15 protein-coding genes are annotated in these 13,496 nt (G+C 59.5%); 8 read left to right on the top strand and 7 right to left on the bottom strand.

Features of this window, described 5'->3' with window-relative positions; genetic code table 11:
• Positions 1-15 precede the first annotated feature (15 nt).
• From IV109_RS08960 to IV109_RS08945, 4 genes are all read left to right on the top strand, one after another.
• Positions 16-489 carry a hypothetical protein gene (locus IV109_RS08960; protein ID WP_296695024.1) on the top strand — a complete coding sequence of 158 codons (474 nt, stop codon included), beginning with the start codon at positions 16-18 and terminating at the stop codon, positions 487-489.
• Positions 490-598: 109 nt separating this feature from the next.
• Positions 599-997, top strand: a complete 399-nt coding sequence (locus IV109_RS08955; RefSeq protein WP_296695023.1) for a Rid family hydrolase — start codon at positions 599-601, stop codon at positions 995-997.
• 147 nt (positions 998-1,144) lie between these two features.
• Positions 1,145-1,591 (top strand): SRPBCC family protein, encoded by a 447-nt coding sequence (locus IV109_RS08950; protein ID WP_296695021.1) that lies wholly within the window; start codon positions 1,145-1,147, stop codon positions 1,589-1,591.
• A 42-nt stretch (positions 1,592-1,633) separates the two neighbouring features.
• Positions 1,634-2,176: a flavin reductase family protein gene (locus tag IV109_RS08945; protein ID WP_296695019.1), complete on the top strand. Its 543-nt coding sequence runs from the start codon at positions 1,634-1,636 to the stop codon at positions 2,174-2,176.
• An 11-nt stretch (positions 2,177-2,187) separates the two neighbouring features.
• Here IV109_RS08945 and IV109_RS08940 read toward each other — a convergent pair whose 3' ends face one another.
• Positions 2,188-3,162, bottom strand: a complete 975-nt coding sequence (locus tag IV109_RS08940) for a D-glycerate dehydrogenase (RefSeq protein ID WP_296695017.1) — start codon at positions 3,160-3,162, stop codon at positions 2,188-2,190.
• Between the two features lie 119 nt (positions 3,163-3,281).
• On the opposite strand from IV109_RS08940, the gene IV109_RS08935 reads away from it, so the two are divergent.
• Both IV109_RS08935 and IV109_RS08930 read left to right on the top strand, forming a co-directional pair.
• Positions 3,282-4,226 (top strand): rhodanese-related sulfurtransferase, encoded by a 945-nt coding sequence (locus IV109_RS08935; RefSeq protein WP_296695015.1) that lies wholly within the window; start codon positions 3,282-3,284, stop codon positions 4,224-4,226.
• Complete coding sequence (locus IV109_RS08930) at positions 4,223-4,897, top strand: glutathione S-transferase (RefSeq protein WP_296695014.1); 675 nt, start codon at positions 4,223-4,225, stop codon at positions 4,895-4,897. The genes IV109_RS08935 and IV109_RS08930 overlap by 4 nt, the downstream gene beginning before the upstream one ends.
• Positions 4,898-4,947: 50 nt before the next feature.
• Here the strand turns inward: IV109_RS08930 and IV109_RS08925 are convergent, their stop codons facing one another.
• Positions 4,948-5,682, bottom strand: coding sequence for an SDR family oxidoreductase (locus tag IV109_RS08925; RefSeq protein WP_296695013.1), 735 nt, complete (start codon positions 5,680-5,682; stop codon positions 4,948-4,950).
• 105 nt (positions 5,683-5,787) lie between these two features.
• On the bottom strand, positions 5,788-6,363 hold the full coding sequence (locus IV109_RS08920) for a TetR/AcrR family transcriptional regulator (RefSeq protein ID WP_296695012.1): 576 nt from the start codon (positions 6,361-6,363) through the stop codon (positions 5,788-5,790).
• 90 nt (positions 6,364-6,453) lie between these two features.
• Here IV109_RS08920 and IV109_RS08915 point away from each other — a divergent pair, with 90 nt between their 5' ends.
• Positions 6,454-7,044: a 2-hydroxychromene-2-carboxylate isomerase gene (locus tag IV109_RS08915; RefSeq protein WP_296695011.1), complete on the top strand. Its 591-nt coding sequence runs from the start codon at positions 6,454-6,456 to the stop codon at positions 7,042-7,044.
• Between the two features lie 72 nt (positions 7,045-7,116).
• Complete coding sequence (locus IV109_RS08910) at positions 7,117-8,742, top strand: AMP-binding protein (protein ID WP_296695010.1); 1,626 nt, start codon at positions 7,117-7,119, stop codon at positions 8,740-8,742.
• Between the two features lie 52 nt (positions 8,743-8,794).
• Here the strand turns inward: IV109_RS08910 and IV109_RS08905 are convergent, their stop codons facing one another.
• The 4 genes from IV109_RS08905 to IV109_RS08890 all read right to left on the bottom strand — a co-directional run bounded on the left by IV109_RS08905 (position 8,795) and on the right by IV109_RS08890 (position 13,407).
• A complete protein-coding gene (locus IV109_RS08905) occupies positions 8,795-9,751 on the bottom strand; it encodes a nitronate monooxygenase family protein (RefSeq protein ID WP_296695009.1) in 957 nt (318 codons plus the stop codon).
• Between the two features lie 92 nt (positions 9,752-9,843).
• On the bottom strand, positions 9,844-11,634 hold the full coding sequence (locus IV109_RS08900; RefSeq protein WP_296695007.1) for an acyl-CoA dehydrogenase: 1,791 nt from the start codon (positions 11,632-11,634) through the stop codon (positions 9,844-9,846).
• 90 nt (positions 11,635-11,724) lie between these two features.
• On the bottom strand, positions 11,725-12,657 hold the full coding sequence (locus IV109_RS08895; protein WP_296695006.1) for an electron transfer flavoprotein subunit alpha/FixB family protein: 933 nt from the start codon (positions 12,655-12,657) through the stop codon (positions 11,725-11,727).
• The gene (locus tag IV109_RS08890) at positions 12,658-13,407 is read right to left on the bottom strand and encodes an electron transfer flavoprotein subunit beta/FixA family protein (protein WP_296695004.1); all 750 of its coding nucleotides are present in this window, start codon (positions 13,405-13,407) and stop codon (positions 12,658-12,660) included.
• Positions 13,408-13,496: the final 89 nt, after the last annotated feature.

Genomic DNA, 13,496 nt, shown 5'->3' with positions numbered 1-13,496 from the left:
TTAGAGCTTTCCCTCATGCATAACGATCCGGAAAGAACCACACCACTTGGAATGGCCCGCTACGCACATGAGTTTCTTGAGGCAGCGTTGGCCGTCGACAAAAAGATCGGGAATCGATTGGGATATGAAATCGTTGCCCCTATTCCAGCGCTTTATTTAATTGGTCATTCAATTGAGCTGTCGTTGAAAGCCTACTTGTTAAGCTGCGATGTTGGTTTGAAGCAGGTACGAAACCTAAATCATGATTTACACGCGGCTCTTCGAAAGGCGAAAGAGTTAAGGCTTTTGGAGCATGTCCAGTTCAAAGGGGAAGAAGAGGGAGCTGTTGAAATTCTTAATGGCCTCTACTCAACTAAGCAACTCGAATACATTGTTACCGGAGCGAAGCATTTTCCGGTGTTCGGCTTGGTTGAGGCTTTTGCTGTCAGACTCTTCAACTCTGTATCTCTCATCGTTGGCTACAAAAAGCAGGTTGAAGGTTATGTATAGCTCTAACACTTCGGTCAAGCGGGACCGTCTTCCGGCGTGCCGCCTCCAGACGGCCCCTTACCTCCAACGTTGGGCGTCAGTAGGCGACCATCCGTAGCAGGAGCAATGCATGCACGTCGATCGCTGGCCAATCAATGGCAAGGGCCGTAGTCGCACTGTCGCGTATAGCAATCTCGTGTGGACCGTCGCCAACGCAACCGACAGCCAGGCCAGCTTCGAAGTACAGGTCAGCCAAAGTCTTCAAATGCTTGAGGCGCACCTCAAGGAAGCAGGCTCTGCACGCACTCATCTACTGTCCCTGCAAGTCATCCTCACGGATATCGCAAACCGACCCGCCTTTGACGATCAATGGCAAGAATGGATTGGGCCGAATCCGGAGCAATGGCCTCAGCGAGCATGTTTTCAGTCAGGCCTGGCACCCGGGCTACAAATCGAGCTCATCGCAGTTGCAGCGTCGGCCTCAGCGAGTCAAAGATCAGCCAACGCCGGTCGTAGCAAAGCTTCCTGATCTCGTGCAAGCATGACGCCCAACCCCTCATATATGGACTCCCCCACAAGCGCAAGAGACTGACTGATATTTTGGCTGTTGGGGATGCGCCTGCAAAGGCGTAACATCCATTTTCCATTCCAAACCGCATTGAAAGGGGAATCCACCATGGCCACAGGTACGGTTCGACTGCATCGCGTGCTCCGAGCAACCCCAGAGCGTGTCTATCGGGCGTTTCTGGATGCCGACGCAATGGCAAAGTGGATACCACCCTACGGTTTCACGTGCAAGGTTCACCACATGGATGCCAGGGTCGGTGGCACGTTCAGGATGTCATTCACAAATTTCAACACAGGAAACGGTCACTCGTTCGGCGGCGAGTATCTCGAGCTGGTTCCTCACGAGCGCATTCGCTACACGGACAAATTCGACGATCCGAACTTGCCCGGAGTCATTCAGGTGACGGTGGCTTTGACAAAAGTGTCCTGCGGAACGGAGATCAACATCGTGCAAGAAGGGCTGCCCGAAGTCATTCCCGTCGAGATGTGCTACTTGGGTTGGCAGGAGTCTCTAGCACAGCTTGCCACACTCGTCGAACCCGAGATTCCGGGCTAGCAAGGTGAGGCGCAAGCGAGCAAGACTATCGGAGGTACTCTCATGCGTCAGTTGAAACTAAGCAAGGCTTTTACGCTGATGGAATCAGGGCCTGTGGTCCTCGTGACGACCCATGATGGGAAGAAAGACAACATCATGACCATCTCCTGGACCATGGTGATGGATTTCACGCCGGTATTTGCCATCACCACGGGTGAATGGAATCATTCCTTCGCGGCGTTGCGAAAAAATCGGGAGTGCGTGATTGCAATTCCCACCGTTGACCTGCTGGACAAGGTGGTTGGCATAGGGACATGCTCGGGGGCAGACACCGACAAGTTTGCCCAGTTCAAGCTCACACCGGTGCAGGCCAAGCTCGTCAGGCCGCCCTTGATCAAGGAGTGCCTCGCCAACATCGAGTGCAAGGTCATCGATATCGTCAAGAAGCACAACATTGTGGTGCTGGAGGCGGTTGCCGCCTACATCGATGTCGCGCGCAAGGAGAAGCGCACGGTTCACGCCGTTGGCGACGGAACTTTCATCGTCGACGGGCGCAAGCTTGACCGCAAGAAGATGATGGCCGCCAAGCTGCCACCGGGCGCTTAGCGTTCATTGTCTCAGACGCGATTCGGTGGCGCCTGTCCGCTCAAACCCATTACCAGGTTTTTGACAGCCAGCGCGATCATCGCCTGATGGGTGCCGGATGTGGCACCCGCGCTATGCGGTGAAAACATCACATGGGGCGCGGCCAACAACTCTGGATGGACCTGCGGCTCGTTTTCCATGCAATCCAGGGCCGCAGCAGCAATCGTGCGATCCGTGAGCGCCACAACCAGTGCCGATTCATCGATGACCCCGCCACGGGCGACATTGACAATGACCGCTGATTTTTTCATTAGCGCAAGTTGCGGCGCGGCAATGATGTGGTGTGTTTCGGTGGTGTAGGGAACGGTCAGAACCAGGTAGTCCGACTGGGTCAGCAAGGCATCAAGAGGCACATGCGTGGCCTTCAATGCAGATTCAACTTCCCCACTGACGCGGCTACGGGTTTGGTACAGCACCGGCATATCGAAGCCCAACGCTCGCCGGGCCACGGCCTGACCAATCTGGCCAAACCCCAGCAGGCCCAGGGTTTTTCCGCTCACGTCCAGGCCGCTTCCGAAGCCCATTCGGTTCGCGGGCGTCCAGGCTCCGCTGCGCACAAACTGGTCCGCCGCGACCAGACGCCGGGCCGCTCCAATCAGCAGCCCCCAGGCGTGGTCGGCCACGGCATTGCTGTTGGCGCCTGGGGTATTGGTCACGGTAACGCCGCAGCGCTTGGCAGTCTCCAGGTCGATACCATTGACACCCACCCCAATATTGACCAGCAATCGCAGCTTGGGGCATGCCTCCATAACCGCGCCGCTAAGGGTATCCAGGCTGGTGATCAGGGCCGCATCCGCGTCGCGCATCAGGGCGATCAATCCACCATCGTCCAGCGTGGCCTCGGTGGGGTTGATCAGCAATTCGCCGTAGGGCGACAGGGTGTCGACCAGGCGTTGCAGCGCAGGGCCCGGGGGGCGACGGATGATGGCAATTTTCTTCTGGGTCATGAGGCGGCTTCTTAAGATTCGTATGTGTGAACATTATTAACCGCTCATGGAAGGTTGCGCTCCAAAGGGGTTGATTCGTGTCCTGCCCGGGACTTTGCCTTGTCGGCGAAAATACCCCCATGCCTGAATTCCTGACCGCCGCGTTTTACAAGTTCGTCGAATTGCCCGACTTCGCTGAGCTCAAGGCCCCGCTGCTCACCTGCTGCGAGGAGAACCATGTCAAAGGCATCATTTTGCTGGCCACCGAAGGCATCAACAGCACCATTGCAGGCCCGGCCGAGGGCGTGCGGGCGGTGCTGGCCTACCTGCGCCGCGATCCGCGCCTAGCGGACCTGCAGCACAAGGAGGCGTGGTCGGCCAAGTCGCCGTTCTACCGGATGAAGGTGCGTCTCAAGAAAGAGATCGTCACCATGGGCGTGCCGGGCATCAGCCCCACGCAGATGGCGGGCACTTATGTGAAGCCGCAAGACTGGAACGCGCTGATCAGCGACCCCGATGTGGTGGTGGTGGACACGCGCAACGACTACGAGGTGGGCATTGGCACCTTTGCCGGGGCGCTGGACCCCCAGATCAAAAGTTTTGCCATGCTGCCGCAATGGGTCAGCGAGGCGCCGGCGCTGAACCCGGCCACGGGCAGGAAGCCCAGGGTGGCGATGTTTTGCACCGGCGGCATTCGCTGCGAAAAATCCACGGCGCTGCTGCGTGCCCAAGGGTATGAGGAGGTGTACCACCTGGAAGGCGGCATCCTGAAATACCTGGAGACCGTGCCCGAGGCGCAGAGCCTGTGGCAGGGCCAGTGTTTTGTGTTTGACGAGCGGGTGTCTGTAGGCCATGGACTGGTGCCCGGGCAGCACGGTTTGTGCCGGGCCTGCCGCCAGCCGCTCAATGATGACGATATGGCCTCACCGCTGTTTGAGGCCGGTGTGAGCTGCCCCAAATGCCATGCCACCACGCTGGAAACGCAAAAAAACAGTGCCCGCGAACGCCAGCGCCAGTGGGAACGGGCCAAAGCCCGGGGTGAGGATGCCCCGATCGGCACACCGATGCCACGGCCCAAGGCATGACGCCCGCGCCCTGCCCGGTTCTCTATTCATTTCGCCGCTGCCCCTATGCCATGCGGGCACGGCTTGCGCTGCTTAGCAGTGGACAGGTGTGTGAACTGCGTGAAGTGGTGCTGGCTGACAAGCCCGCCGCATTGCGGGAGGCCTCGGCCAAAGCCACGGTACCAGTGTTGGTACACCCCGACGGGCAGGTCCTGGAACAGAGCCTGGACATCATGCTGTGGGCCTTGCGCCGCCATGATCCTAAGCAATGGCTGCATGCCAACGGGGTGCCGCTGGACAGCATGCTGCAATTGGTGGCGCAGTGTGACGGCGAGTTCAAGCACCACCTGGACCGCTACAAATACCCAAGCCGCTTCGGCCTGCCCGATGGCTCGGCGCACCAAGCACAGGGTGCAGTTTTCTTGTCTGATTTGAATGGGCGACTGAGTGCACATCACAACTTGATGGGCCAGCAGACCAGCTTGGCGGACGCAGCCATGGCACCGTTTGTGCGCCAGTTTGCGCACACCGATCCAGCCTGGTTTGCCAGCCAGCCCTGGCCCGCGCTGCAGGCATGGCTGGTGCGGTTTGAAGATTCAGCAGCCTTCCAGCAAGTGATGGCCAAGTACCCACCGTGGCAAGCCGGCCATCCTGTGGTATTTTTTCCGGCAGCCTCGAATGCTATAAATTAAATAGCTAACTGCGAATATTTCACGAGGGCTTTAAGCTCATTTATTTAAATTTACCAGCGTTCCATGTAGGGTCGCAGGTCTAGCTCAAAGGTCCAGGCATCGCGTGGCTGTGAGTGCAGGTACCAGTAGTTCTCTGCAATGTGTTCGGGATTGAGGATGCCGTCCTGGTCCTTCAATGCATAGCGTTCGGGGAATGAGGTGCGAATGAAGTCGGTGTCGATGGCGCCGTCCACCACGACAAAAGCCACGTGGATGTTCTTGGGGCCGAGTTCGCGCGCCATGCTCTGCGCCAGGGCGCGCAAGGCATGCTTGGCACCGGCAAATGCGGCAAAGTTGGCGGCACCACGCAAGGCGGCGGTTGCACCGGTAAACAAAATGGTTCCCTTGCCACGGGCGACCATGCGCCGCGCCGCCTGCTGGGCATTGAGAAAGCCGCTGAAGCAGGCCATCTCCCAGATTTTGAAGTATTTGCGCGCCGTTTCGTCCAGGATGCTGCACGGCACATTGGCGCCGATGTTGAACACCAGCACTTCGATCGGGCCGTGCTCGGCTTCGATCTGCTCGAACAGGGCCACCACATCTTCTTCCTTGCGCGCATCGCTGGCGTAGCCGTAGGCCTGGCCGCCATCGGCGCGAATGCTGTCGACCAGCGGTTGCAGTTTGTCAACCGAGCGGCGCGTGACGCAGGCGATGTAGCCCTCTTTGGCAAAGCGGCGGGCAATCGCGCCTCCGGTGGAATCGCCTGCGCCAATCACCAGCGCCACTTTAGGTTCGGATATTTCCATCAACATGCTCCTTTTTAAATAAACGTTCGTTTAGTTAACGAACGTTATTACAAATCAAACGGCCTGTCAACCGGGCGGAGATTTCAGTGCAGCGTGACGCGGCCCTCAGGCCTTCTTGTTCAGGTCTTTCATCTGTGCGTTGTCCAGAAAGCGCCGACTGGAGGCCAGGATTTCCTTGCGTGTTTTGTCGCTTTCAACCGCACGCGCCAGAACCAGTGCGCCAACGCACTGCGCTATCAGCGCCCAGGCAGCGTCCGGATCGCCCACACGGGCACTCCAGCTTTTCTGGGTGTGCTTGAGCGCACGCTCCACCGTGGCGCGGACCTCGGGGCCCGCGCGCGCAATTTCTGCGCCCAGGGTTGGCAACACGCAGCCCACCTCAGGGTGCATGGCGTGAAAAGTGCTGAGATAGTCCCGCAGACACTTGGCTACATGGTTGTCGGGCGAATCTTCACCGCCAGCCAGCATGTCGCTGCTGTTTTGCATTTCTTCTTCGATCAGCGCCTCAAACAGCGCTTGCTTCGAGGGGAAATGGCTGTAGAAGGCCCCGCCGGTCAACCCGATGGAGGACATCAGGGCATCGACACCGGTCGAGTTGAACCCGCCCTTCTTTGCAATGGCCCGGCTGCTGGCCAGAAGCTTCTTGCGGGTCTCGTCTTTGTGGGTGTTGGCGTAGCGCATGGGGAGCCCTCGGTAATTTCCTGGTTGACAGTTTTTCAACGATAGCATATCGTTCGTTTATTAAACGTTCGTTTACTTACGGAGACCCTGATGGAAAAAATTGTTGAGTTCTATTTCGATGTTGGCAGCCCCTCCTCTTACCTGGCATGGACCCAGTTGCCCGCAATCTGCGAACAAGCGGGCGCGCGCCTGATCTACAAACCCATTCTTTTGGGCGGCATCTACCAGGCCACGGGAAACGCATCGCCTGCGGCGGTACCGGTGAAGGGCCGCCACGTGTCGCATGATCTGGGCCGCTTTGCCAAGCGCTACGGCGTGCCCTTGTCCATCAACCCACACTTTCCCATCATCACGCTGCATTTGATGCGGGCGGTGATGGGCATGCAGCTGCGCCAGCCGGAGCGCCTTCATGCCTTCCTGCAAGTGGTATTCAAGGCACTGTGGGTGGATGCCCTGAACCTGAACGACCCCGCCTTGACCATGCAAACGCTGGCCGACGGCGGTTTTGCGCCCGCCGAGGTGGCGGCACTCGTCAATGACCCGGAAGTGAAAGCCGCCTTGAAAGCCAACACCGAAGAAGCCGTGCGACGCGGCGTATTTGGCGCACCCAGCACCTTCGTCGGCGACGAGATGTACTTCGGGCAAGACCGGCTGGACTTCGTGCGCGAAGCACTGGCCTGAGCCGCCCTCACGCGCCCCGTTTCAACACCTTTCACAACACCGTGCCGGCCATGACCGGCACCAGGAGACCCCATGCAAAACCGAATCTGGCATCGCTCGTATCCCCCGGGCATGCCGCGTGAAATCACGCTGGACAGCCAGCAAACCATTGCCTCGATGATCGCGCAGTCATGCCTGCGGCATGCGGAGCGCATTGCAGCCAGCTGCCAGGGCGAGCAACTGCGCTACGCCGATCTGGACCGACTGTCGGTGGCCTTTGGGGTCTACTTGCAGAGCGTCGGCCTGCAAAAAGGAGAGCGAATTGCCTTGATGCTGCCCAACTGTTTGCCTTACCTTGTTGCCCTGTCTGGCGCACTGCGCGCCGGGATGGTGGTGGTGAACGTCAATCCGCTGTACACGGCGCGGGAACTTGAGCACCAGCTGGCGGATTCCGGCGCGACCTGCATAGTGGTCGCAACCCCTTTTCTGTCAACCGTACAAAAGGTACTGTCCGGCACGCGGATCAGGCAGCTTGTCACCACCCCTCTTGGCGATCTGCAGGCGACAGTCGCACTGCGGATGGCAGAGAAACAAAGCGCCGCAGTGTTGCCTGACGAAGTTTTACTGTCTGACGCCATTGCAAAGCATATGGGCCGCAGCCTTGCGCCACTCGACATACAGGCAAGCGACACCGCGTTTCTGCAGTACACCGGCGGGACCACCGGGGTGTCCAAGGGCGCCGTGCTGACCCACCACAGCGTCGGCGCGAGCCTGGCACAGATGCAGGCATGGGCCGGCTTTGCGCTGGAGAAACCGGGCGCCTCTGTTGTCACGCCCTTGCCGCTATACCACATCTATCCGCTGGCCATCACCCTGGTATCGATTGCCTTGGGCTCGGAGAATCGCCTGATCCCCAATCCGCGGGATAGCGCAAGTGTGATTGCAGAAATGCGCCGGCAGCCGTTCGAACTGTTCATCGGTGTCAACACGCTGTTCAATGCGCTGGTGGAAAACCCGGATCTCCAGCAAGTGGATTTTTCGCGCACGCAGCTTGTGACAGGTGCCGGGGCCTCCGTACAGGGGGCGGTCGCCACACGCTGGCTCGCTGCAGGTGGCGCACCGATCACCGAAGGCTACGGACTGACCGAGACATCGCCCAGTGCCACCTTCAACCCGCCCGGGCGCAACGGCACGATCGGCATCCCCGTGCCATCAACCGATGTGCTGGTGGTCGACAACGACGGGCACCCGGTGGAACGGGGACAGCCGGGCGAACTGCTGCTCAAAGGGCCGCAGCTCTTTGCCGGCTACTGGAACCGGGACGAAGAGACACGCAACGCGTTCACGCCGGATGGCTGGTTCAAGACCGGCGACGTGGTCACCATGGACGATGCGGGTTTTCTGTACATCGTGGACCGCAAGAAAGACATGATTCTGGTCTCGGGCTTCAACGTGTATCCGAACGAGATCGAGGCGGTGGTGGCACTGCTGGCGGACGTGCTGGAGTGTGCCTGTGTGGGTGTCCCGGATGCACGCTCGGGTGAGGCACCCCACCTGTTTGCAGTGCCGCGCCACGCCAGCGTCACACCCGAACACATCGAAGCACATTGCCGGGCCAATCTGGCGGCCTACAAGGTGCCACGGCACATCACCCTGGTAGACGCCCTGCCGAAGTCCGCCATCGGCAAGATTCTGCGCAAGGAACTGCGCGGCCAATAAAAAATGCCCTGGCGGCCAGGCCCCAGGGCATTATTTACGCAGGACCGATCAGTCAGGCCAGTTGCAGGCGCGCGCGGGCGGCAGCGTATTCGCGCTTGAGCCTGGCCACAAACTCGGCCGTGCTCTGCACCTTGTCGATGGCGCCAATGCCCTGGCCGCAGCCCCAGATGTCTTTCCAGGCCTTGGTTTTTTCGCCGCCAAAATTCATCTTGCTGGGGTCGCTGACCTCCAGGTTGTCGGGGTCCATGCCGGCGTTACGGATGCTGGGCGCCAGGTAGTTGCCATGCACACCGGTGAACAGGTTGCTGTAGACGATGTCGTCGGAGTTGCTGTCCACAATCGACTGCTTGTAGGCTTCTGCCGCACGCGCTTCTTCGGTGGCAATGAAGGCTGAGCCGATATAGCCAAAGTCAGCGCCCATGGCCTGGGCTGCCAGCACGGCGTCGCCGGTTGCGATGGCGCCGCTCAGGGCGATGGGGCCGTCAAACCACTGGCGGATTTCCTGGATCAGGGCAAACGGGCTCTTCACACCCGCATGGCCGCCAGCGCCTGCTGCCACGGCGATCAGGCCATCGGCACCCTTCTCGATGGCTTTGTGCGCGTGCTTGTTGTTGATCACGTCATGCAGCACCACGCCGCCATAAGAGTGGGCGGCGGCATTGATGTCTTCGCGTGCACCCAGGCTGGTGATGATGATGGGCACCTTGTACTTGACACACATGGCCATGTCGTGTTCCAGACGGTCGTTGCTCTTGTGCACGATCTGGTTGATAGCAAAAGGCGCGGCCGGCTTGTCCGGGTTGGCCTTGTTGTAAGCGGCCAAAGCCTCTGTGATCTCAATCAGCCACTCTTCCAGCTGCGCTGCCGGACGGGCATTGAGCGCAGGCATGGAGCCCACCACGCCGGCAATGCACTGGGCAATGACGAGCTTGGGGGTGCTGATGATGAACAGCGGTGAGCCGATCACGGGAAACGGCAGCGCGTTCAGGGGTGCGGGAAGCTTGGACATGAAATCTCCGTAAGAGTCTGGCAATTATGGGAATAAAAAAGGCCGCACGCCCTCGTGGAACATGCGATCCTAGCTATGCATTCAATAGCAAATCAGAAAGCGTCGAGAGCCAGGGCGGTAACACTTTCCGCACCTTCGACGATGGCGTCGCGCATGCCGCAGGCCTTGGTCAACAGATGGTCGGCGTAAAAACGCGCAGTGATGATCTTGGCCTGCATGAAAGGCACATCCACACCCTGGGCAATTTGCTCTTGCGCCACCAGCAGGCCGCGGGCCAGCTGCCAGCCGGCCATCAGGTTGCCCGCCAGCATGAGGTAAGGCACGCTGCCTGCAAACACGGCATTGGGGCTGGCCTTGGTATTGCCCGCCACAAAGTTCACGACATCGACATAGGCTTCGCGGGCGGCCATCAGGCGCTTGGCCACGGCCAATGCCTGGGCGGTGCCGCTCTGGATCAGCAGGCCTTCGGTGGCTTCAATCTGCGTGGCCAGCGCCTTGGCTGTCTGGCCGCCATCACGCGAGGTCTTGCGACCCACCAGGTCATTGGCCTGGATGGCGGTGGTGCCTTCGTAAATGGTCAAAATCTTGGCATCGCGGTAGTACTGTGCCGCACCGGTTTCCTCGATGAAGCCCATGCCGCCGTGCACCTGCACGCCCAGCGAGGTCACTTCCAGGCTCATCTCGGTGCTGTAACCCTTGACCAGCGGCACCATGAACTCGTAGAAAGCCTGGTTTTGCTTGCGCACATCGGCATCGGGATGATGGTGCGCGGCATCGTAGGCGGCCGCAGCCACCGTGGCCATGGCGCGGCAGCCTTCAATGTAGGCGCGCATGGTCATGAGCATGCGCTTGACGTCGGGGTGGTGAATGATGGGTGCGCTGGCTTGGATGGAGCCATCCACCGGGCGGCTCTGCACGCGGTCCTTGGCGAAGGTCACGGCCTTCTGGTACGCACGCTCGGCAATCGCGATGCCCTGCACACCGACGCCAAAACGCGCGGCGTTCATCATGATGAACATGTATTCCAGACCGCGGTTTTCCTGGCCCACCAGGTAACCCACGGCGCCGCCATGGTCGCCATACTGCAACACGGCGGTCGGGCTGGCCTTGATGCCCATCTTGTGTTCGATGCTGACGCAATGCACGTCGTTGCGCGCACCGAGCGAGCCGTCCTTGTTGACCATGAATTTCGGCACCACGAACAGGCTGATGCCCTTGACGCCTTCGGGCGCGCCGCTGACGCGGGCCAGCACCAGATGGACGATGTTCTCGGCCATGTCATGCTCACCCCAGGTGATGAAGATCTTGGTGCCGAAAACCTTGTAATTGCCATCGGGCTGTGGCTCGGCACGGCTGCGCACCATCGCCAGGTCAGAGCCAGCCTGGGGTTCGGTCAGGTTCATGGTGCCGGTCCATTTGCCGCTCACCAGGTTTTCGAGGTAGATGGCCTTGAGCTCGTCGGAGCCAGCGGTCAGCAGCGCTTCAATGGCGCCGTCGCTGAGCAGCGGGCACAAAGCGAAGCTCATGTTGGCGGAGTTCTGCATTTCGCCACAGGCCGCGCCAATGGTTTTAGGCAAGCCCTGACCGCCGAAATCGACCGGGTGCTGCAGCCCCTGCCAGCCGCCCTGGGCGAACTGGTGGAACGCTTCCTTGAAGCCTGGGGTGGCGGTAACCTTGCCGTCATGCCAGCTGGAGGGGTACTTGTCGCCTTCCCAGTTGAGTGGACTCAACACGCCCTCATTGAACTTGGCAGCTTCTTCCAGAACGGCTTGTGCGGTTTCGAAACCGGCATCTTCAAAGCCGGGAATCTGTGCAATCTGTTCGATATCAGCCAGGTGCTTGATATTGAAAAGCATGTCTTTGAGGGGGGCAACGTAGCTCATGTCGAGTCTCCAGAAAATGTCTCAGAAATGGGCGCCTGAATGGGCGCGAAAAAAAAGGGCATCGCAAGCGATGCCCTTTTTCTGCAGTGCTTACAGCGCGGCAATCAGTTCGGGCACCGCCACGAACAGGTCAGCCTCCAGACCGTAGTCGGCCACGGAGAAGATCGGCGCTTCAGGATCCTTGTTGATCGCGACGATCACCTTGGAGTCCTTCATGCCAGCCAGGTGCTGGATCGCACCGCTGATACCGCAGGCCACATACAGCTGGGGTGCCACGATCTTGCCGGTCTGGCCCACTTGCCAGTCGTTGGGCGCATAACCTGCGTCCACGGCGGCACGCGATGCACCCATGGCAGCACCGAGCTTGTCAGCCAGGGGCGTCATGACTTCCATGAACTTCTCGCTGGAACCCAGGGCACGACCACCGGAGACGATGATCTTGGCAGCAGTGAGTTCGGGGCGATCGTTCTTGGCAATTTCGCTACCCAAGAAGCTTGCCTTGGCGCTGGCCGCAACAGCTGCAACGCTTTCAACCGCCGCTGATCCGCCGGTCGCAGCGGCGGGGTCAAACCCGGTGGTGCGCACGGTGATGATCTTGGTGGCATCCAGACTCTGCACGGTGGCAATGGCATTGCCGGCATAGATGGGGCGCTCAAAGGTGTCGGGGCTGTCCACCTTGGTCACATCGGAGATCTGACCGACATCGAGCTTGGCCGCTACGCGCGGGGCAATGTTTTTGCCGGAAGCGGTAGCGGGAAACAGGATGTGGCTGTAGCTGGAAGCCACGGCCAGAATCTGCGCTGCCACGTTTTCTGCCAGGCCGTGGGCAAAGCCCTCGCCGTCAGCGTGCAACACTTTGGATACGCCAGCGATCTGGGCTGCTGCCGCTGCCGCTGCACCTGCATTGGCACCGGCCACCAGCACGTGCACATCGCCACCGCATTTCGCTGCCGCTGTCACGGTGTTGAGGGTTGCGCCCTTGATGGACGCGTTGTCATGTTCAGCAATTACAAGCGCTGTCATTTAGATCACCTTTGCTTCGTTCTTGAGTTTGGCCACCAGTGTGGCGACGTCTGGCACCTTGATACCGGCGCTGCGCTTGGGCGGCTCACTGACTTTGAGCGTCTTGATGCGGGGCGACACGTCAACGCCGAGGTCTTCGGGCTTGAAGGTGTCGAGTTGCTTTTTCTTGGCCTTCATGATGTTGGGCAAAGTCACATAGCGTGGCTCATTCAGGCGCAAGTCGGTGGTGACGATGGCGGGCAGGGTTACAGAGAGTGTTTCCAGACCGCCGTCAACTTCACGGGTTACCGAGGCTTTGCCGTCAGCGATTTCAACCTTGCTGGCAAACGTGGCTTGCGGCAGGTCAGCCAGGGCGGCGAGCATCTGGCCGGTCTGGTTGCAATCATCATCAATAGCTTGCTTGCCCAGAATTACCAAACCAGGCTGTTCCTTGTCGACCAGCGCCTTGAGCAGCTTGGCCACAGCCAAGGGCTGCAACTCTTCAGCGGTTTCGACCAGAATGCCGCGATCAGCGCCAATGGCCATGGCGGTGCGCAGGGTTTCCTGGCACTGCGCAACGCCGCAGGAGACAGCGATGACTTCGGTCACAACGCCTTTTTCCTTGAGACGAACGGCTTCTTCGATGGCGATTTCGTCAAATGGGTTCATGCTCATTTTGACGTTGGCGATATCTACACCGGTATTGTCCGACTTGACACGGACCTTCACGTTGTAGTCCACCACGCGCTTGACTGCGACCAGGACTTTCATTACTAGGACTCCAGATAGTTACACGAAATTCGTTGATGTAGTTGATGCAAGCGTCAAGGCGATTGATGCTTACGCCAAACTGATGATTT

Source organism: Rhodoferax sp., assembly GCF_018780565.1.
Classification (GTDB): domain Bacteria; phylum Pseudomonadota; class Gammaproteobacteria; order Burkholderiales; family Burkholderiaceae_C; genus Rhodoferax.
This window is presented reverse-complemented; position numbering and strand designations above follow the sequence as displayed.